This window comes from Brenneria nigrifluens DSM 30175 = ATCC 13028, from assembly GCF_005484965.1.
In the GTDB taxonomy this organism is placed as follows: Bacteria; Pseudomonadota; Gammaproteobacteria; order Enterobacterales; family Enterobacteriaceae; genus Brenneria; species Brenneria nigrifluens.
The window spans coordinates 3,977,374-3,997,530 of the sequence record NZ_CP034036.1; the positions used below are offsets into that span (position 1 = coordinate 3,977,374).

Genomic DNA, 20,157 nt, shown 5'->3' on the forward strand with positions numbered 1-20,157 from the left:
AGGAGACAAGATGAAATATGCACTGGGCGCCATCCTCTACTACTGGCCCAAAGACGATATCGCCGTGTTCTATCAGGCCGCGGCGCACAGCGGCGCGGACATTGTCTATCTTGGCGAAACCGTTTGCAGCAAGCGGCGGGCGATGAAAGTCGCCGACTGGCTCGAGCTCGCCCGGCAGCTCGCCGCCAGCGGCAAACAGGTGGTTATTTCCACACTGGCGTTGCTCCAGGCGCCGTCGGAGCTGAACGAGCTGAAACGCTACGTGGAAAACGGCGACTTCCTGCTGGAAGCGAACGATCTCGGCGCCGTCAATATGGCGGCCGATCGCCATCTGCCGTTTGTCGCCGGACACGCCCTCAATTGCTATAACGCCTATACCCTGCGCCTGCTGAGCAAACAGGGCATGATGCGCTGGTGTATGCCGGTCGAACTGTCCCGCGACTGGCTGCAAAACCTGCTTAACCAGTGCGACGAGTTGGGGTTCCGCAACCAGTTTGAGGTTGAAGTGCTGAGCTACGGCCATCTACCGCTGGCGTATTCCGCCCGCTGCTTTACCGCCCGTTCGGAAAACCGCGCCAAGGATGAGTGCGAAACCTGCTGCATCCATTACCCGCAGGGGCGCAAGGTGCTGTCTCAGGAAGATCAGCAGGTGTTCGTGCTCAACGGCATCCAGACGCAGAGCGGCTACTGCTATAACCTGGGCAACGAACTCCCCGGCATGGCCGGACTGGTGGATATCGTGCGTCTGTCGCCGCAGGGGATGGATACGCTGGCGATGGTCGACGCTTTCCGCGCCAACGAAAAGGGTCAGGCGCCGCTGGCGCTGGAAAAAAACGCCGACTGCAACGGCTACTGGCGCCGGGTCGCCGGGCTGGAGCTGGTGCCGTAAGATTCGGGCTGTTGCGCTGCCGGGCCCAAATCAGGCCCGCCGGCGCAACAGCCGGCGCAACTGCGCGGTGTTATGCAGCAGACCCACCCCAATGCCGAGCAGGGTATAAACCATGCCCAGCGCCAGCAGCATCACCACGTCGCGCCCCACCTCGCTCAGCGGCAGATTCATCTGGTTAACGCCGGCGATGGCCCGAGTCGCCCAGGTTGAAGGCAGCATGGATGAAATCGCCCGTACCCAGCCCGGCATCGACTGTACCGGCCAGGTGGTGCCGGAAAGGTAAAACACCGGCATGGTGATAAACGATAACGTCAGATAAATCATTTCCACGCGCCGCAGGCACTCCGTCAGCAGCTTGCCCAGCCCCAGCACCGCCAGCAGAAAAGGAAACGTCAGCAGCAGAATTTCCGCGATATTCGCCGTCTGCCGGTAGCCCAGCACCCAGGGCCACAGCACAAACAGCACGATCGACAGAAAAAGCCAGATCGGCAGCAGCGCCGACAGGCCGCCGAGGTAAACCGGTATAGAGGGTTTGCCCTGCGGGGAACTTTTCAACGCAATGCTCACCCGCACGCAGGCAATCAGCAGGGAGTGCTGCAACAGCATCACCAACAGACCGGGGAAAACGATCGCCGCAAAACTGACGCCGGGATTAAACAGCCCCCGCGTCTGCCCCACCACCGGCATCAGCACCACCTCGGCCTGCCGTTCGCTAAACCCGCTGCGCAACAGCTGCTCCCGGTTATAGTCCGCCAGCAGTTGCTGCCAGGCGGCCAGCACGTCCTGCTGAATCTGCCCGTTCGCCAGACGATTGGTGGCATCGCCGTAGGCGGGGATGGTAACGGTCTCGCCGGCCAGGATCTTTTTTTCCAGATTCGGCGGCAGAATAATCACGGCAAACAGCTGGCGCCGCAGCAGATCGCGCTGCGCCTCCGGCAGATTACTGTAACGCTTTACCGCGATTTTCGAGCTGGCGTCCAGCTCGCGGCTCAGTTGCCGACTGGCGCTACTGTGATCCTGATCGATCACCGCCACCGGCAAATCCCACACCGTGTGATTGGCGTAAACCAGACTCATCACACAGAGCGACGCCAGCAACATCATCCACATGGGACGTTCCAGCATCCCCATCAGCACCCGGCTGAACGTCCGCCAGTAACTTTTCACGGCCCTTCCTCCCGCCGGCTTAAGCGCTGATAAAGACGGTTGCGCACCAGCAGGCCCGTCGCCAGCGGATAGAGCGACAGCAGGCAGCACACCCCGAGGATCGCGAAGAGCGATACCTGGCGCAGGAAGATATCGAACATCGCGTACAGCGCGTGCGTCAACGGCTCGATTTGCGCAATAATCCGCGCCGGCAGCGGCATGGAAAGTTCGGGCACCGCCAGACCGGAAAACGTCAGCGCGATACTGACGATGATCCCCATCATGGTATAGGCGGTCAACGCCGTGCGGGTAAAGGTAAACAGCAGCACGCCGATGCTCTGCGCCGCCATCACATAGAAAAACCCCACCAGCAGCATATACAGCGGATTACCGTTTATATGCGCATCGGAAACCCATACCAGGACGGCCATTTCAACCAGCAGCAACAGAGTGTAACACAGGGTGTAAGGGGCCAGTTTTCCCAGCATGGCCGGCGCAAAAGGGCGGCGGTTGACGATATCTTTGCTGCGTTCCAGCACGTAGATCATACAGGTGACGGCAAACAGCTGTATCAAATGAATGGTGGCGGCGAACTGCTGGTAGTAAACGTAGCTGCCGCTGGCGTTGAACAGACTGCCGTACGCCATGCCGACGTCGGCCAGCGCCGGCAGAGTATCGCCGGACTGCGCGGCGATAATGCCGCGATAGCGGTCGTTGAATTCCGCCATCAGCGTGCTGAAATCCTGCGTGGAATAGAGCCCGGCGCCATAAAACAGCGCGTTGTAATAGAAAATCACCCTGGGTTGCCGCCCCGCCAGCACCTGCGCTTCAAAATCCACCGGAATATAGAGCAGGCCGTAATCCTGCGCGCTGCGTAATCGCTGCAGCGCCTCTTCCAGACCGCCGGAAACCGGCACGATGCGGGCGTGGGATCCGGCATCCAGCTTACGGATCAGATCGCGGGACAGCGTGCTGTGATCGTTATCGATCGCCGACACCGGCAAATCCTGCATCGTGCCGACGGAAAAAATGCTGCCAAGCAGAATAAACAGCAGCACGGGGAAGCACCAGCCCAGCCAGTGCACCACCGGGCTGCGCAGCGCCGTGCGCACCTCCAGGCGGAATGAGGCGCTGAAACCGCGCCAGGCGGCGGTTACTCTTGCCACTGCCATAGCGCGCTCATTCCCGGTCTCAGTCCTTCCTGCGGCTGTAGCGGGTACAGCCGCACCTCAAAGGTCTTCAGATCGAAATCGCCCGTCGCCCGCGTGGCGCGCTTGGTGGCGTAGTCGCCCAACGGCGCGATATAACGCACCTCGGCGTCGATCATCCGGTTATTCAACGCCGGGACGCGCAGGGCGATGCGGTCACCTTTGCGCACGCCGGCCAGAATATCCTCACGCAGATTAAACACGAACCAGGACTGCGGTACGCGTACCAGCGTGATCAGCGGACTGGCGGCGTTGAACAGCACCCCCACCTCCGCCGGGATCGGCCCGACCTCGCCATCCACCGGCGCCCTCACCTGCAGTTCATCCACCAGGACGTTGATTTCCTGTAACTGCTGCTCGGCCTGACGCAGGGCGGCGGCATAATTCGCCCGTTGCTCAGGCCTGTCGCCGTGCAAGCCCTGATCCAGACTGGCCTGTGCGGCCTGTACCTGCTGCCAGGCGCTATCTCGCGCCTGCCGGGCGCTGTCCAGCGCCGAGGCCGAGGCGTAGCCTTTGGTGGCGATATTGCTCTGACGGTCATACTCATGCTGCGCCTGGCGGTATTCCGCCTGCGCCTGGGCCAGCGTGGCCCGCAAATTACGAATACTCTCTTCCCGGGTGCCGTGTTCCGACTGCTCCAACAGCGCTTTCGCCTGATCTCTGGCGGCTTCCGCCGCGCGCTGCTGGGCGATCAACTCGGCATTTTCCAGAGAAATCAACAGTTGTCCGGACTTCACTTCATCACCGCGCCGCACATGATGCTCCGTCACCCGCCCGGAGGTTTTGGAAGCCACAATCACCTCCGGCGCATCCACTTCGCCCTGTAGCAGGATATCCTGATTATTGGCCCTGAATAGCACGGTCAGCGTAATGACCACCACCATCAGCAACAACGTAAATCGCGTCTTTTTGTTCACTTATCAACTCCAGGCTTATCCTGCGCGGAACCCTTCATTGCGCTCCGCGGCACGCCTCTCCGCCATTATATAAAAACAATTAACCAACATTGAAAACAAACCGGTTACATTGTAGCGCGATACCGACTCCCGGTTTAAATATAAAACTGTATGACGATTTTACTTCGCGTCGATGCGCCTTCCGCTCAGCCGGTTGATAACGCTAAATTCCGCTCCGGGGTGTCAAATTGCGCCAAACGGCGCAATACTCAAACCTATCTGGAACCTGATAAAGTGAGCTTTCGCTATGTCCGTTGATCTTCAGTCCGTCCCCTTTTCTGTTCTGGATCTGGCGCCGATACCGGTCGGGCTTACGGCGCGGGATGCCTTCAGCCACTCGCTGGAGTTGGCGCAACACGCTGAAAACTGGGGCTACCACCGTTACTGGCTGGCGGAACACCATAATATGACCGGGATCGCCAGCGCCGCCACCTCGGTGCTGATTGGCTATCTGGCGTCGGGCACGCAGCGTATCCGCCTCGGCTCCGGCGGCGTGATGCTGCCGAATCACGCCCCGTTGGTGATTGCCGAACAGTTCGGCACGCTGGAGTCGCTCTATCCCGGCCGCATCGATCTCGGTCTCGGCCGGGCGCCGGGCACCGATCAGAGAACCATGTTGGCGCTGCGGCGGCACCTGAACGCCGAAATCGACGATTTCCCCCAAGACGTACAGGAACTGCAACGCTACTTCGCCGACGTGCGGCCGGGACAGGCGGTTCAGGCCGTGCCCGGCCAGGGGTTAGGCGTTCCCGTCTGGCTGCTGGGTTCCAGTTTATACAGCGCGCAGCTGGCCGCCTCTTTAGGGCTGCCTTTCGCCTTTGCCGCCCACTTCGCTCCCGATATGCTGTTGCAGGCGCTGCAGGTTTATCGTGAAACCTTTCAACCCTCGGCAGCGCACGCCAAACCCTATGCCATGGCGTGCGTTAACGTGGTCGCCGCCGACAGCGACCGCGACGCCCGCTTTCTGTTTACCTCGATGCAGCAGCAGTTCATCAACCTGCGCCGCGGCACGCCCGGCCCGCTGCCCGCGCCGGTGGAAGATATGGATGCATTCTGGTCCCCGGCGGAGCAGTTCGGCGTGGAGCAAACATTACGTCTGTCGATCGTCGGCGATCGGGCGAAAGTCCGCCATGGTTTGCAGAGTTTGCTGCGCGAAACGCAGGCGGATGAAGTAATGATCAACGGCCAGATTTTCGACCATCAGGCGCGCTTGCGATCGTTCGAGATCGCCATCGGCGTTCGGCAGGATAGGCCGCTATAGCCGGGAAGAAAGAGATGAGCTGCATGGCCCCGGTTGGTTAGCGCCGATCTATCACTCCCTAAACATAATGTGGCGGTGTTTCGCAGACCCGTTCACCATGGTCGGAAAAAAAAACATAAAAAAAACGGCCATGGAACAGGGCCGTTTTGTCGCTTATAGCAAAATATCAGGCGATTAAATATCTACAGCAAAGATATTTTATTTCCTGGTGTAACACGCCATTAAGCATCAGCCGGACGACGGCGCGGAGCGCGCGGCGCGGCATCACGGTTGAAGGTGCGTTCACGACGCTCGCCGCCGTTCCCTTCGCGGCGTTCGCCGTTACTGTAGGAACGACGAGGCGCGGCGCCCGCGGGACGACCGCCACGGCGTTCGCCGCCGTTGCCACGTTCATGCGGCTGGGCATCGCCCAGTAACTGCATGTTCAACGGTTTGTTCAGAATGCGGGTACGGGTAAAGTGAGATAACAAATCACCCGGCATCCCTTTCGGCAACTCAATCGTCGAGTGGGAGGCAAACAGCTTGATGTTGCCGATATAGCGGCTGCTGATATCGCCTTCGTTGGCAATCGCCCCCACGATGTGGCGAACTTCCACGCCGTCATCACGGCCCACTTCAATACGATACAGTTCCATATCGCCCGCATCGCGACGTTCACGGCGCGGCGGACGATCGCCATCACGGCTTTCGCGCGGCTCGCGACGGCGGTCGCCGCGCGCATCGTCACGATCGCGGAATTCACGACGCGGACGACGATCGAATACCGGATCCGGCGGCAGAATCAGCGGACGTTCGCCCTGCGCCATTTTCAGCAACGCCGCGGCCAGGGTTTCGATATCCAGCTCTTCCTGCGGCTGCAATTTAGCCAGCAGCGCGCGGTACATATCCAGATCGCTGCTTTCCAGCTGTTGCTGCACCTTGGCGGCAAACTTCGCCAGACGGCGCTGTCCCAGCAGTTCGGCATTCGGCAGTTCAACTTCCGGAATGGTCAGCTTCATGGTGTGTTCAATGTTGCGCAGCAGACGGCGTTCGCGGTTTTCCACAAACAGCAGCGCGCGACCGGCGCGACCGGCGCGGCCGGTACGACCGATACGGTGGACATAAGACTCGGAATCCATCGGAATGTCGTAGTTGACCACCAGGCTGATGCGTTCGACGTCCAGACCGCGGGCGGCCACGTCGGTGGCGATCAGAATATCCAGACGACCGTCTTTCAGACGTTCCAGCGTCTGCTCGCGCAGCGCCTGATTCATATCGCCGTTTAGCGCGGCGCTGTTGTAGCCGCTGCGCTCCAGCGCTTCGGCCACTTCCAGCGTGGCGTTTTTGGTGCGCACGAAAATAATCGCCGCGTCAAAATCCTCGGATTCCAGGAAGCGAACCAGCGCCTCATTTTTACGCATGCCGGAAACCGTCCAGTAGCTCTGGCTGATATCCGGACGGGTGGTAATGCTGGACTGAATGCGCACTTCCTGCGGATCTTTCATAAAGCGGCGCGTAATACGGCGGATCGCTTCCGGCATCGTCGCGGAGAACAGCGCGGTCTGATGTTCCGCCGGGATCTGGGCCATGATGTTTTCCACATCGTCAATAAAGCCCATACGCAGCATTTCATCGGCTTCATCCAGCACCAGGCCGCTCAGGTTGGACAAATTCAGCGTGCCGCGCTTCAGGTGATCCAGCAGACGTCCCGGCGTACCGACCACGATCTGCGCGCCGCCGCGCAACGCGCGCAGCTGTACGTCGTAACGCTGGCCGCCGTACAGGGCCACCACGCTCACGCCGTGCATATGTTTGGCAAAATCATTACAGGCTTCGGCAACCTGCACCGCCAGTTCGCGGGTCGGCGCCAGCACCAGCATCTGCGGCGCTTTCAGCTCGGGTTTAAGATTGTTGAGCAGCGGCAGCGCAAACGCCGCGGTTTTACCGCTGCCGGTCTGTGCCATACCCAGCACATCGCGACCGCTCAGCAGGTGAGGAATACATTCCGCCTGAATTGGCGATGGTTTTTCGTAGCCCAGATCGGTAAGGGCATTAATGATTGGAGCAGACAGCCCCAACTCAGCAAAAGTGGTTTCAAACTCAGTCATGTACACGTGCCTCATAAATGGCGGCCAGTCTACATAACTCGTCGAGAAAATTTTCAGTCATTTTCATTGAAAAGTGTGAACCGGCTCAAATTGGATTAAAAAGCGAACAAAAAAGCCCTCACCCGTAACAGGTGACAACCGAAGTTTTTTCAGGCTGAAATAGTTGTTCGTCAGCTATTGCTGGTCCGATCCTGATAGGTCGTCTTGCTCTTGGCCTAATAGCGCCAATTCCAACAATGCATAGCGGTGCTCAACAAAATTATGGACATTGTTGGCAACCGTCAGCTTGAACAGCGCCGAAGCGGTGTTCTTGTCCCCCAGACTTAGGTAGTGCTTACCTAAATAGAAGTCAGTTTCACTGAGATGCTCAGCGAGCGAAGTGTTATCCGTTGCTTCTTCCTGCAAACGCGCCATCAGCACTTTTTCGCTGATTGCGTTCAGGTAGAATTCGACAATATTCCATCCCCACGGTCCTCTCTGCGCCTCGTCATAGCGTTTCTGCAACGCTAATTCGGCCGTCTGCGGATTGATTTCTCGCTCCACCAGATACAGCCACAACGAACGGAAAGGATCATTTGGATCGTCTCGATAAAACGCCAGCAGATCATCATGCGCTAACAGGTAACGACCGCCATAGTACAAAGCGATGCCCCGGTTTAAACGCGCGTAATTGTAAGTTGGATCAAGCTCTAGTACAGAATCAAACGCTTCATAGGCAGCATCAAAATTGCCTGCCTGCGTTAAATAGATACCCAGATAGTTAAAAACCTCTGGAATATCAGGGCGAATCGCCAGCGCTTGTGAAAAATCATTTCGCGCCAACGCCCTCAACCCGAGGCTATCATACAGCACTCCGCGCTCATATAATAGCTGTGCTCGCTCATCATCGGTTAATGCCCGGCTGGCAAGGATCTGTTCCATGCGCGCCAGGATTACTTCCTGCTGCAAAGTAGGCTGTAATGGAATTGCCAATACCGCGTCTTTACGCCAATCCGTGTTGCTGCATCCTGCCAGCATGAGTGCTGTCGCAACATAACACCAGCGCAAGAAAGGCTTCATTTCCCACTCCCGAAGACAAACATTGGATGAACATCCTGTCCCGGTCAGCTCAGTATAAGGACATCCGCTCCTTACGATCACGGCTCCTTACATTGTAAGGAGCCGTACTGCTTTTTTTAACAGTTATTCACCTTCAGAAGGCGCTACGGCCGCTTCCTGAGGTTGAGCATTTGCTTCTTTAATGCTTAAACGCACGCGTCCCTGACGGTCGACTTCCAGTACCTTGACCGGTACTTCCTGACCCATTTGCAGGTAGTCGGTCACTTTCTCAACGCGCTTATCGGCGATCTGAGAAATATGCACCAGGCCTTCCTTGCCGCCGCCGATGGCGACAAAAGCGCCGAAGTCGACGATGCGCGTCACTTTACCCTGATAGATGCGGCCCACTTCGATTTCAGCGGTGATCTCTTCGATACGGCGAATCGCGTGTTTGGCTTTTTCACCGTCGGTGGAGGCAATCTTCACCGTACCGTCGTCTTCAATCTCGATGGTAGTGCCGGTTTCCTCGGTCAGCGCACGGATAACCGAACCGCCTTTACCAATCACATCCTTGATCTTGTCGGTGCTGATCTTGATGGTATGGATACGCGGCGCGAATTCGGAAATATCGCCGCGCGGCGTGCTGATCGCCTGTTCCATCACGCCCAGAATGTGCAGACGGGCGCCTTTGGCCTGGTTCAAGGCAACCTGCATGATTTCACGGGTAATGCCTTCGATTTTAATATCCATCTGCAACGCGGTGATACCTTCACGGCTGCCGGCCACTTTGAAGTCCATATCGCCCAGGTGATCTTCATCACCAAGAATATCGGACAGCACGACAAAGTTGCCGCCTTCTTTCACCAGCCCCATCGCAATGCCGGCGACGGCCGCTTTAATCGGCACGCCCGCATCCATCAGCGCCAGAGAAGCGCCGCAGACCGAGGCCATGGAAGAAGAGCCGTTGGATTCGGTAATTTCGGAAACCACGCGTACGGTGTACGGGAATTCGTTGGCTTTCGGCATCACCGCCAGCACGCCGCGTTTCGCCAGACGGCCGTGGCCGATTTCACGGCGCTTCGGCGACCCCACCATACCGGTCTCGCCAACGGAGTACGGAGGGAAGTTATAGTGCAGCAGGAAGCGATCGGTACGTTCGCCGGTCAGTTCGTCGATGTTCTGCGCATCACGCTCGGTACCCAGCGTGGCGGTAACCAGAGCCTGAGTTTCCCCGCGGGTGAACAGCGCGGAGCCGTGGGTACGCGGCAATACGCCGGTGCGCACGTCCAGACCGCGGATCATGTCTTTTTCGCGACCGTCGATACGCGGCTCGCCGCGCAGCACGCGGCTACGAACCACGTTTTTCTCTACGCTGCCCAGGATGTCTTGGATTTCGCCAGCGTCCAGCGTTTCATCTTCCGCCAATAGCGCCGCGGCAACGTCAGCCTTGATGGCATCAACCTGCGCGTAGCGTTCCTGTTTTTCGGTGATGCGGTACGCATCGCCCAGGCGCGCTTCGGACAGAGCTTCCACACGCTGCTGCAGGGAAGCGTTAACTTCCGGCGCGTGCCATTCCCACTTCGGTTTACCGGCTTCGGCAACCAGCGCATTGATGTTTTCGATAACGACCTGCTGTTGCTCATGGCCGAAGACCACGGCGCCCAGCATTTGCTCTTCGCTTAACAGGTCCGCTTCGGATTCCACCATCAGCACAGCGCCTTCGGTACCGGCGACCACCAGATCCAGACGGCTCTCTTTCAGTTCGTCGGTGGTCGGGTTCAGCACGTACTGATCGTTCAGGTAACCGACGCGCGCCGCGCCGATCGGCCCGCCGAACGGAATGCCGGACAGGCTCAGCGCGGCGGAGGCGCCGATCATCGCCACGATATCGGGGCTAACCTGCGGGTTAACGGAAACCACGGTGGCGATAACCTGAACTTCATTCAGGAAGCCTTCCGGGAACAGCGGACGAATAGGACGGTCAATCAGGCGGGAAATCAGAGTTTCGCCTTCGCTCGGACGGCCTTCGCGACGGAAGAAGCCGCCAGGAATACGTCCGGCGGCGTAGGTGCGTTCCTGGTAGTTAACGGTCAGCGGGAAGAATCCCTGACCGGGTTTAGCCTGTTTGGCGCCGACGACGGTAACGAATACCGCGGTATCATCTATGCTGACCATAACGGCAGCGGTGGCTTGTCGAGCCATCATACCGGTTTCTAAAGTGACGGTATGCTGACCATATTGAAATTTACGAACGATCGGATTCAACAAAGTAATATCCTTAACTAGGGCGCATCACGCTTATTCAGCATAGACGCGTCGATAAATCTCCGATCTTTGCACTACATCCTCACGACTAATGACAACCTTTACCCTGCCCATGCAGATAAAGCCTCTCATTAGCCGCGCGAACCTCTGCAATGAAAGATCATAATTAAAACAATACTACATTACCCTTTCTTACCGGCGCATCCTAGAAGAAAGGGGCCCAAAGAGGCCCCTTCCCACCGAAACCCGGAAGACTTAGCGACGCAGACCCAGACGCTCGATCAGACTGGTGTAACGTGCCACATCTTTACGCTTCAGGTAGTCCAGCAGCTTACGGCGCTGAGAAACCATACGCAGCAGACCACGACGGCTGTGGTGATCTTTTTTGTGCTCGGCAAAGTGACCCTGCAGATGGTTGATCTGCGCGGTCAGCAAAGCAACCTGAACTTCGGTAGAGCCACTGTCGTTAGTGCCACGACCAAATTCCGCAACGATTTTCGCTTTCGCTTCAACACTTAGAGACATAGTAATACTCCAAACATTATAGATAAAAAAACAGGCGCCGATCTCTAATTCAGCCACCTAATAGTCAAGCCGCGCTATTCTACTCTCAGCATCTTGCGATAGCAAGGCGACAACGATTTGACTTATTCCTAATACTCGACCACCAAACGGCGGGGAGCGACGCGTCCGTCGCCGTCGATTTCACCCATGCCGATGAACTTGCGCGCTTCGCCTTCGGTGATGCGCACCATGCCGTTCAACGGGGCGTTTGCCGCCTGCACCGGCTGGCCCTGCTTGAGATAACCGGCCACCACGGGCAATAAGTTCACCTCGGGGAAAATCATCACCGGACTTTCCATCGGCATCAGCAGGGGGTCAAGACTCAGGGCCGGCGCACGCTCCTCGGCCTGCGCCTGTTCCAGCAGCACATTCAACTGCTCCAGCGTCACCATTTTCTCAACCGGGTAGGTCGCAACCTGCAGCCGGCGCAGATAAATAACGTGCGCGCCGCAACCCAGCCTCTCGCCCAGATCATCGATGATGGTGCGAATGTAGGTGCCTTTCGAACAGTGTATTTCCAGCTCCAGCTCATCCCCTTCCCAGCGGATAAACTGCAACTCATACACGGTGATTTCGCGCGCCTCGCGCGCAACCGTCTGCCCCTGACGGGCATACTCGTACAGCGGACGCCCCTGATACTTCAAAGCGGAATACATTGAAGGCACCTGCAGCGTGGTGCCGCGAAAGCCGTCCAGCGCCCGTTCCAACTGCGCCGCCGAAAAACCGACCGGCCGCTGCGCAATCAGGATGCCGTCCGCATCCGAGGTGTCCGTGCGCTGTCCCAGCCGGGCGATCACCCGATAGCGCTTATCCGAATCCAGCAGGTACTGCGAAAACTTGGTGGCCTCTCCCAGGCAGATCGGCAGCATGCCGGTCGCCAGCGGATCCAGCGCGCCGGTATGGCCCGCCTTATTGGCGTTAAAGATCCGCTTTACTTTCTGCAATACGTCATTGGAAGACATGCCCTGCGACTTATCCAATAACAATACGCCGTGTACGTCACGGCCGCGGCGACGAGGACGACTCATTAATCCTCCTGGTCTTCACCCGAGGTAGAACGACGCGCCGCGTCATTCCGGACCACGTTGGTAACCAGGTTGGACATGCGCATCCCTTCTACCAGCGAGTTGTCGTAGGAAAACGTCAATTCGGGAACGACGCGCAGGCGCATCGCTTTTCCCAGCAGCACGCGGATAAAGCCCGAGGCGTCCTGCAACGCCTTCAGCGCGGTCTTCACCTGCTCCGGCTCATTATCGTTGAGAAGGGTCACAAAAACTTTGGCGTAAGCCAGATCGCGTGAAACTTCAACGCCGGATACCGTCGCCATACCGATGCGCGGATCTTTCACTTCCCGTTGAATAATAATGGCGATTTCTTTTTGCATTTCCTGCGACACGCGCTGGGTGCGGCTGAATTCTTTTGCCATGTTGAAATCCTCAAGTAAAAATCGGGGGGCGCAAGGCCCCCCATAAGTAACTTATCGCATCGCTTAACGCCGACTTAAGCGATCGTGCGTTTGATCTCGATCGTTTCAAAGACTTCAATCACGTCGCCGGCGCGAACGTCATTGTAGTTCTTCACGCCGATACCGCATTCCATGCCGTTGCGCACTTCGTTGACGTCATCCTTAAAGCGACGCAGCGACTCCAGCTCGCCTTCGTAGATGACCACGTTTTCACGCAGTACGCGAATCTTGTTATGACGTTTAACCACGCCTTCCGTCACCATACAGCCGGCGATGGCGCCGAATTTCGGTGATTTGAACACATCGCGTACTTCCGCCAGGCCGATGATTTCCTGTTTGTATTCCGGCGCCAGCATACCGCTCATCGCCTGTTTGACTTCATCGATCAAATCGTAGATGACGGAATAGTAGCGCAGATCCAGACTTTCAGCTTCCACAACGCGGCGGGCGGAGGCATCGGCACGCACGTTAAAGCCAAGGATAATCGCGTTCGACGCGGCCGCCAGCGTGGCATCCGTTTCCGTGATGCCGCCCACGCCGGAACCGACGATCTTCACTTTCACTTCGTCGGTGGACAGTTTTTGCAGCGAATCGGAGATGGCTTCACAAGACCCCTGAACGTCGGACTTCAGCACGATATTCAGCTCGGAAACTTCACCTTCCGTCATGTTGGCAAACATGTTTTCCAGTTTGGATTTCTGCTGGCGAGCCAGCTTGACCTCACGGAATTTGCCCTGACGATACAGCGCCACTTCGCGGGCTTTCTTCTCGTCACGCACCACGGTCGCTTCATCGCCCGCCGCCGGCACGCCGGACAAGCCGAGGATTTCCACCGGAATCGACGGGCCGGCTTCGGTGATTTCACGCCCCAGTTCGTCGCGCATCGCGCGAACCCGGCCGTATTCAAAGCCGCACAGCACGATATCGCCTTTGTTCAGCGTACCTTCGCGCACCAGCACGGTGGCGACCGGGCCGCGGCCTTTATCCAGGAAGGATTCAATCACCACCCCGCTGGCCATACCGCTGCGGATTGCCTTCAGCTCCAGCACTTCGGCCTGCAGCAAAATGGCGTCCAGCAGTTCGTCGATGCCGGTGCCGGCTTTGGCCGATACGTGCACAAACTGCGATTCGCCGCCCCACTCTTCCGGCATCACGCCGTACTGGGACAGCTCGGTTTTCACCCGATCGGGATCGGCTTCCGGCTTATCGATTTTGTTTACCGCGACAACCACCGGCACCTGGGCCGCTTTGGCGTGCTGGATAGCTTCGATGGTCTGCGGCATCACGCCGTCATCCGCCGCGACGACCAGCACCACGATATCCGTCGCCTGGGCGCCGCGGGCGCGCATCGCGGTAAACGCGGCGTGTCCGGGGGTATCCAGGAAGGTGATCATGCCGTTATCGGTTTCAACGTGGTAGGCGCCGATATGCTGGGTAATGCCGCCCGCTTCGCCGGCGGCGACTTTGGTTGAACGGATATAGTCCAGCAGCGAGGTTTTACCATGGTCGACGTGCCCCATGATGGTCACCACCGGCGCGCGCGATACGGCGGAGGCGCCGGTATCGCGGTCGCTCATTACCGCTTCTTCCAGTTCGTTTTCACGACGCAGGATGACCTTGTGGCCCATTTCTTCCGCCACCAGCTGTGCGGTTTCCTGATCGATAACCTGGTTAATCGTCGCCATGGCGCCCAGTTTCATCATCGTTTTGATGACCTGAGAGCCTTTCACCGCCATCTTGTTGGCCAGTTCGGCAACGGTCACCGTTTCACCGATCACCACATCGCGGTTGACCGCCTGGGCAGGCTTGTTGAAACTCTGCTGCAGCGTACTTGGCTTACGCTTGCCTTTACGGGTAACGGCGCGCGCCTCTTCACGGTCCGCTTTCGATTCGGACTGGCGGTTGCCTTTCTTCTGTTTGGTGGTTTTGGCGGCGCGGGTGCGGGTACGACGCTCGCCTTCAACCTGGCGATCGCTTTCATCTTCCGCTTGACGGGCGTGATGAGAGGTCGTCACATGATAATCGGCTGACTCTTCGGGTTTGGCGGCGCTTTCCGCTTCCCAACGGCCGGCATTTTCTTCCGCCATACGACGGGCTTCTTCCGCGATACGTCGCGCTTCTTCCTCAACCTTAACGCGAGCGGCTTCTTCAGCTTTACGTTTCAGTTCCGCGGCTTCGGCTTCCCGGCGGGCTTTTTCGGCCTGGGCAGGCTTGGTAATGCTATCGTTTTGTTGATTGGTCACTTTTTCTTTTTCCGCTACGTCACGCTTAGCTATTTCGGCGGCCTCACGTTTGGCTTGCTCGTCGGCAGCACGTTTCGCTTTCTCAGCGGCCTCGCGGCGGGCTTTTTCTTCAGCCTCGCGTTTAGCCTGCTCTTCAGCAACGCGTTGTGCCTGTTCTTCCGCTTCACGCCGTGCATGCTCTTCCTCTTCCGCCTGTTGGGCATCCAGAGGATCGCGTTTTACATAAGTGCGTTTCTTGCGGACTTCGATCTGCACTGACTTACTCTTGCCGCCGGTGCTGGGAATATTTAACGTGCTACGCGTTTTACGCTGTAGTGTCAACTTACCTGGCGCACTTCCGCGCTCACGGTTCAGATGCGCCAATAAGGTTTCTTTTTCATGCTGAGTCACAGAATCTGCTGCGGACTTGGTAATTCCCGCATCAGCAAACTGCTGTATCAGGCGGTCAACCGGAGTCTGAATCTCTGTGGCCAGCGATTTTAAGGTTACATCTGTCATGCTGTTCCTTTCCTGCTACAGTTCGTTATTCGTTGTCGTCGCCAAACCAACAGATATTACGGGCGGCCATAATCAGCTCGCCGGCTTTTTCATCATTAAGCCCTTCGATATCCGTCAGGTCGTCAACGCCCTGCTCAGCAAGATCTTCCAGCGTGCAAATACCGCGTGCTGCCAGCTTAAATGCCAATTCACGCGACAGACCAGGTAAACTGAGCAAATCGTCTGCGGGTTGGTCGTCACCGCGACTTTCTTCCTGCGCCAACGCCAGCGTGGTTAACGCCGCCTTGGCCCGCTCACGCAATGCTTCCACCGTCTCTTCATCAAGACCGTCAATTGCCAGCAGCTCTTTGATTGGCACATAGGCCAGCTCTTCAAGCGAGGAGAAACCTTCTTCGACCAGCACGGTGGCGAACTCTTCATCGATATCCAGATGCTTGGTAAAGACATCGATGGCGGCATGCGCCTCGGCCTGATGTTTGGCCTGAAGGTCTTCCACGGTCATGACGTTCAGTTCCCAACGGTCGTCTGAACGATGCTGTTTCAGCAGTTGGGAAGCCAGACGCACGTTCTGGCCGTTGCGACCAATCGCCTGGGCCAGATTGCTGGACTCGACGGCGATGTCCATCGTACAGGTATCTTCGTCAACCACGATGGAAACCACATCGGCCGGGGCCATGGCATTGATAACAAACTGCGCGGGATTATCATCCCACAGGATAATATCAATGCGCTCGCCGCCAAGCTCGCTGGATACCGCCTGAACGCGCGCGCCGCGCATGCCTACGCAGGCGCCGACCGGATCGATGCGCTTGTCGTTGGTTTTTACCGCAATTTTCGCCCGGGAACCGGGATCGCGGGCGGCGGCCTTGATCTCAATGACCTCTTCGCCGATTTCCGGCACCTCAATACGGAAAAGCTCAATCAGCATTTCCGGGCGGGAACGGCTGACGAACAGTTGAGCGCCGCGGGCTTCGGGGCGAACGGCATACAGCACGCCGCGGATGCGATCGCCGGGGCGGAAGTTTTCCCGCGGCAACATATCTTCACGGCCGATGACCGCTTCGGCGTTATTACCCAAATCCAGAGAGATATTATCACGGTTAACTTTCTTCACCACACCGGTAACAATCTCGCCTTCCTGTTGGCGGAACTGATCGACAACCATGGCGCGCTCGGCTTCGCGGACTTTCTGTACGATAACCTGTTTGGCGGTTTGCGTGGTAATACGGTCAAAGGTGACGGACTCGATCTGATCTTCGACATAATCGCCGACATCAAGAGCAGGATCTTCAAACTGCGCCGCATCCAGCGTAATTTCGCGCGTTGGCTGGGTAACCTCGTTCACCACCAGCCAGCGGCGGAAAGTATCGAAATCACCGGTTTTACGGTCGATACTGACGCGAACATCAATTTCCTGCTCATATTTTTTCTTGGTTGCTGTCGCCAGCGCGGTTTCCAGCGCTTCAAAAATCTTCTCACGCGGGAGGGCTTTTTCGTTGGAAACTGCTTCAACAACAGCCAGAATCTCTTTATTCATCCTAGTTGCCTCATCCAAACTTTAAAAGTGGGGTACCAGGTTCGCTTTCTGGATGTTGCTCAGCGCGAACACTTCGTCTTTTCCTTCCACTGTTATGGTGATCATCTCGCCCTCAACGGCTTTGATGACACCCAACCATTTACGGCGATTCTGGACTGCCATACGCAGCACCACCGTCACCTCTTCACCAATGAAACGCACATAATGCTCTGCCGTGAACAATGGACGCTCAAGACCCGGAGAGGATACCTCCAGGTTGTAAGCGACAGTGATGGGATCTTCAACATCCAATACCGCACTGACCTGGTGGCTGACATCAGCACAATCATCAACAGTGATGCCATCTTCACTATCGATATAGATACGCAGCGTCGATTGGCGACCCCGGATGAACTCAATACCGACCAATTCATAGCCTAATGCTTCGACCGGTGCTGAAATCATCTCTGTTAATTTTTGCTCTAACGTGGACAAGCCCACCCCCAAGACATAAAAAAAGGGCCTAATAGCCCAGTAATTCTGTTACCAAATAACAAAAAACCCCGATATATCGGGGCTTTATGCAACTGGACCCTATTACCGCCAAACAGCGCGGCCTAACTTTCGGTTAAGGATTCTTTCAAAAACGACTGTGAAAGCGACCGAGACTTACCAAACAGCCCGTTTGAAAAAAAACCCTACCAGGAAAGTTAAGTGGTTGCGGGGGCCGGATTTGAACCGACGACCTTCGGGTTATGAGCCCGACGAGCTACCATGCTGCTCCACCCCGCGTCCGAAATCGTGGCAAATACTACGCCGACAACCGTTAAAAAGCAAGTTATCTCTGGGATTGGTATGAGGATGGGGCTTGCGTATTCAACCTATTGTATTGACACATAAAGGCATCAATCAAATCCGTATTGCAATCTGCCCTTACTGCTATTTGTACCCGTAAGCCAGAACGCCAAACGTGCGCAGCATGATACCCATGATGCGGGAAGAAATCAAAGCCCGCTTTTACTTTCGCTGATAAACATTAACCACACTATTCATTAAAATCACTCATAGATATGACCCGGCAGCCAACCCGCCCGCTGAAACAAGGCTGATAAGCCACGGCCGGGAAAGCGCAACTGGCGCGTTACGTTTTCCCGGCCCTCGCGGGCGCCGAAGCGATTCGTCCTGGTTTAGTGCTCGAACCGCTCCAGCCCGACCAGTCCGATCCGGGTAAGCCTGTGGCGCTGCACCGCGGCCATCACCGCCACCACCTGGCGGTAGATGGCGGCCCGATCCGCCCGGATATGCAACTCCGGCTGCCGCGCCTGCGCCGCCGCAAGCCGCAGCTTCTGTTCCAGCGCATCAGGCGTTACCGTCTCATCGTCCCAGCGAATAATGTTGTCCGCTTCGATGCTGATGCGCACTACCTGCGGCTCCTCCTCCTGCGGCGGGGGATTCTGTCGCGCCGTCGGCAGGTTCAGATCCACCGAATGCAGCTGCGCCGGAATGGTGATAATCAGCATGATCAGCAACACCAGCATCACATCGATCAGCGGCGTGGTGTTGATCTCCATCATCACCTGCGGTTGCGCCTGTTTTTTTCCTCTCTTGAGCGCCATCGTTTTCCTCACTGCTTCCCTTGCGGCTCGGTGATAAAGCTCAGCCTGCGGATGCCCGCACGCTGCGCCGCCAGCACCACCCGGCCGACCGGTTCATAACTGGCCGCTGCGTCGCCGTGAATGTGGATGGCGGGCTGCGGCTCGCTTTGCGAAATGCCCTTGAACCGCGCCAGCAACGCCTCCAGCCCGGCCACCGGTTCGCCGTTCCAGTACAGCGCGCCGTCTCCGGCGACCGAAAGATTGACGTTCTCCGGCGCGGTCTCGCGCGGCTGATTATTCAGCTTCGGCAGTGTTATCGGCACGGTATGCGTCGCCACCGGAATGGTGATCAGGAAGATGATCAACAGCACCAGCATCACGTCCACCAGCGGCGTGGTATTGATGGCCGAGACGAGATCGTCCGCGCGCTCCTGACCGACGTTCATCGCCATGTCAGCGTCCTCCCAGACTGGCCGCCGACTGGCCGCCCAGCAGCACGGTGTGCAGTTCGCTGCCGAAGCCGCGCACGTCGTCGAGGGCCGCCTTGTTGCGCCGCACCAGCCAGTTGTAGCCGAGTACGGCGGGTACGGCCACGGCCAGGCCGATGGCGGTCATGATCAGCGCCTCCCCCACCGGGCCCGCGACTTTATCGATACTGGCCTGGCCGGCGATACCGATGGCGGTGAGCGCATGGTAAATGCCCCAGACGGTGCCGAACAGACCAATAAACGGGGCGGTGGAGCCAACCGTGGCCAGCACGGCCAAACCGCCCTGCAGGCGCTCGCCCACGGCGTCGACGGCCTCGCCGATGGATTGGCTTAGCCAGGTGTTGCGATCCACCTCCCGGGTGAGTTCGCCCGTATATTGCTGATGAGCGATGAGACCGGCATCGGCGACGAAGCGGAATTCGCTGCCGCGCTTGAGTTGCGCGCTGGCCTGGCGCACGTCGTCTTGCCGCCAGAAGCTGCGTTTGACCTGACGGGAGCGGTGGCGCAGACGGCTTTGTTCGATAAGCTTGACGACGATAACGTACCAACTTGCCGCCGACATAAGCGCCAGGATAAGCAAAGTGCCGCTGGATACCCAGTCACCCTGTTGCCAAATGGCCGTAATACCGTAAGGATTGTCGGTTGCGACCGGTTGCGGACCTGGGGGCGTGGCGGAATGCGGCGCGGCCGGAGGTTCGGGTAGCGCGGCGGCGGCGGCGCTTGATGCGGTTGGTATCACCGGCGCGGCTGACGCAGGTGCGGCGCTGTCTGCGGCCTGTTCGGCCGGCGCGGCGCTCTCCTGCGCCAGGGCGCCGCCCAGCGGGGCGAGCAGCCCGCTCAGGACCAGCAGCGCGGCCAGCAGGCGATAGGTAAAAGACAAAGATGTGAGCATAGGGTTCTCCATATCAAAAATACGGCAGTGAATGCGCTAACAAGGC

The 20,157-nt window shown here is 57.8% G+C and carries 18 protein-coding genes and 1 tRNA gene; 2 read left to right on the forward strand and 17 right to left on the reverse strand.

Annotated elements, in window-relative coordinates:
* Window positions 1-10 precede the first annotated feature (10 nt).
* Complete coding sequence (locus EH206_RS18655) at window positions 11-889, forward strand: U32 family peptidase (RefSeq protein ID WP_009114432.1); 879 nt, start codon at window positions 11-13, stop codon at window positions 887-889.
* A 30-nt stretch (window positions 890-919) separates the two neighbouring features.
* On the opposite strand, the gene EH206_RS18660 is transcribed toward EH206_RS18655, so the two are convergent.
* The 3 genes from EH206_RS18660 to EH206_RS18670 are packed head-to-tail and all read right to left on the reverse strand — an operon-like array spanning window position 920 to window position 4,160.
* Complete coding sequence (locus EH206_RS18660) at window positions 920-2,056, reverse strand: ABC transporter permease (protein ID WP_009114433.1); 1,137 nt, start codon at window positions 2,054-2,056, stop codon at window positions 920-922.
* Window positions 2,053-3,207: an ABC transporter permease gene (locus EH206_RS18665; RefSeq protein ID WP_009114434.1), complete on the reverse strand. Its 1,155-nt coding sequence runs from the start codon at window positions 3,205-3,207 to the stop codon at window positions 2,053-2,055. The genes EH206_RS18660 and EH206_RS18665 overlap by 4 nt, the downstream gene beginning before the upstream one ends.
* Window positions 3,189-4,160, reverse strand: a complete 972-nt coding sequence (locus EH206_RS18670) for an HlyD family secretion protein (protein WP_009114435.1) — start codon at window positions 4,158-4,160, stop codon at window positions 3,189-3,191. The genes EH206_RS18665 and EH206_RS18670 overlap by 19 nt, the downstream gene beginning before the upstream one ends.
* A gap of 286 nt (window positions 4,161-4,446) precedes the next feature.
* Here EH206_RS18670 and EH206_RS18675 point away from each other — a divergent pair, with 286 nt between their 5' ends.
* On the forward strand, window positions 4,447-5,460 hold the full coding sequence (locus tag EH206_RS18675; protein WP_009114436.1) for a luciferase-like monooxygenase: 1,014 nt from the start codon (window positions 4,447-4,449) through the stop codon (window positions 5,458-5,460).
* 221 nt (window positions 5,461-5,681) lie between these two features.
* Here the strand turns inward: EH206_RS18675 and EH206_RS18680 are convergent, their stop codons facing one another.
* The 14 genes from EH206_RS18680 to EH206_RS18745 all read right to left on the reverse strand — a co-directional run bounded on the left by EH206_RS18680 (window position 5,682) and on the right by EH206_RS18745 (window position 20,111).
* Window positions 5,682-7,547, reverse strand: a complete 1,866-nt coding sequence (locus tag EH206_RS18680) for a DEAD/DEAH family ATP-dependent RNA helicase (protein ID WP_009114437.1) — start codon at window positions 7,545-7,547, stop codon at window positions 5,682-5,684.
* Window positions 7,540-7,614 (reverse strand): protein YrbN, encoded by a 75-nt coding sequence (yrbN, locus tag EH206_RS23665; protein WP_099049240.1) that lies wholly within the window; start codon window positions 7,612-7,614, stop codon window positions 7,540-7,542. The genes EH206_RS18680 and yrbN overlap by 8 nt, the downstream gene beginning before the upstream one ends.
* Window positions 7,615-7,721: 107 nt before the next feature.
* A complete protein-coding gene (gene nlpI, locus EH206_RS18690; protein WP_009114438.1) occupies window positions 7,722-8,606 on the reverse strand; it encodes a lipoprotein NlpI in 885 nt (294 codons plus the stop codon).
* A gap of 123 nt (window positions 8,607-8,729) precedes the next feature.
* Window positions 8,730-10,853, reverse strand: coding sequence for a polyribonucleotide nucleotidyltransferase (gene pnp, locus EH206_RS18695; RefSeq protein ID WP_040343436.1), 2,124 nt, complete (start codon window positions 10,851-10,853; stop codon window positions 8,730-8,732).
* 252 nt (window positions 10,854-11,105) lie between these two features.
* Window positions 11,106-11,375 carry a 30S ribosomal protein S15 gene (rpsO, locus tag EH206_RS18700; RefSeq protein WP_009114440.1) on the reverse strand — a complete coding sequence of 90 codons (270 nt, stop codon included), beginning with the start codon at window positions 11,373-11,375 and terminating at the stop codon, window positions 11,106-11,108.
* Between the two features lie 128 nt (window positions 11,376-11,503).
* Window positions 11,504-12,442, reverse strand: coding sequence for a tRNA pseudouridine(55) synthase TruB (gene truB / locus EH206_RS18705; protein ID WP_009114441.1), 939 nt, complete (start codon window positions 12,440-12,442; stop codon window positions 11,504-11,506).
* Window positions 12,442-12,840: a 30S ribosome-binding factor RbfA gene (gene rbfA, locus EH206_RS18710; protein ID WP_009114442.1), complete on the reverse strand. Its 399-nt coding sequence runs from the start codon at window positions 12,838-12,840 to the stop codon at window positions 12,442-12,444. Before rbfA ends, truB begins: the two co-directional genes overlap by 1 nt.
* 74 nt (window positions 12,841-12,914) lie before the next feature.
* Entirely contained in the window at window positions 12,915-15,620 is a 2,706-nt protein-coding gene (gene infB / locus EH206_RS18715) for a translation initiation factor IF-2 (RefSeq protein WP_009114443.1), read from the reverse strand.
* Between the two features lie 25 nt (window positions 15,621-15,645).
* On the reverse strand, window positions 15,646-17,157 hold the full coding sequence (gene nusA, locus EH206_RS18720; protein WP_009114444.1) for a transcription termination factor NusA: 1,512 nt from the start codon (window positions 17,155-17,157) through the stop codon (window positions 15,646-15,648).
* Window positions 17,158-17,178: 21 nt separating this feature from the next.
* Window positions 17,179-17,631 (reverse strand): ribosome maturation factor RimP, encoded by a 453-nt coding sequence (gene rimP, locus EH206_RS18725; RefSeq protein WP_009114445.1) that lies wholly within the window; start codon window positions 17,629-17,631, stop codon window positions 17,179-17,181.
* A 220-nt stretch (window positions 17,632-17,851) separates the two neighbouring features.
* Window positions 17,852-17,928 (reverse strand) — tRNA-Met (locus EH206_RS18730).
* 395 nt (window positions 17,929-18,323) lie between these two features.
* On the reverse strand, window positions 18,324-18,752 hold the full coding sequence (locus tag EH206_RS18735) for an ExbD/TolR family protein (RefSeq protein ID WP_009114446.1): 429 nt from the start codon (window positions 18,750-18,752) through the stop codon (window positions 18,324-18,326).
* An 8-nt stretch (window positions 18,753-18,760) separates the two neighbouring features.
* Entirely contained in the window at window positions 18,761-19,183 is a 423-nt protein-coding gene (locus EH206_RS18740; RefSeq protein ID WP_009114447.1) for an ExbD/TolR family protein, read from the reverse strand.
* 1 nt (window position 19,184) lies between these two features.
* Entirely contained in the window at window positions 19,185-20,111 is a 927-nt protein-coding gene (locus tag EH206_RS18745) for a MotA/TolQ/ExbB proton channel family protein (RefSeq protein ID WP_009114448.1), read from the reverse strand.
* Window positions 20,112-20,157 lie beyond the last annotated feature (46 nt).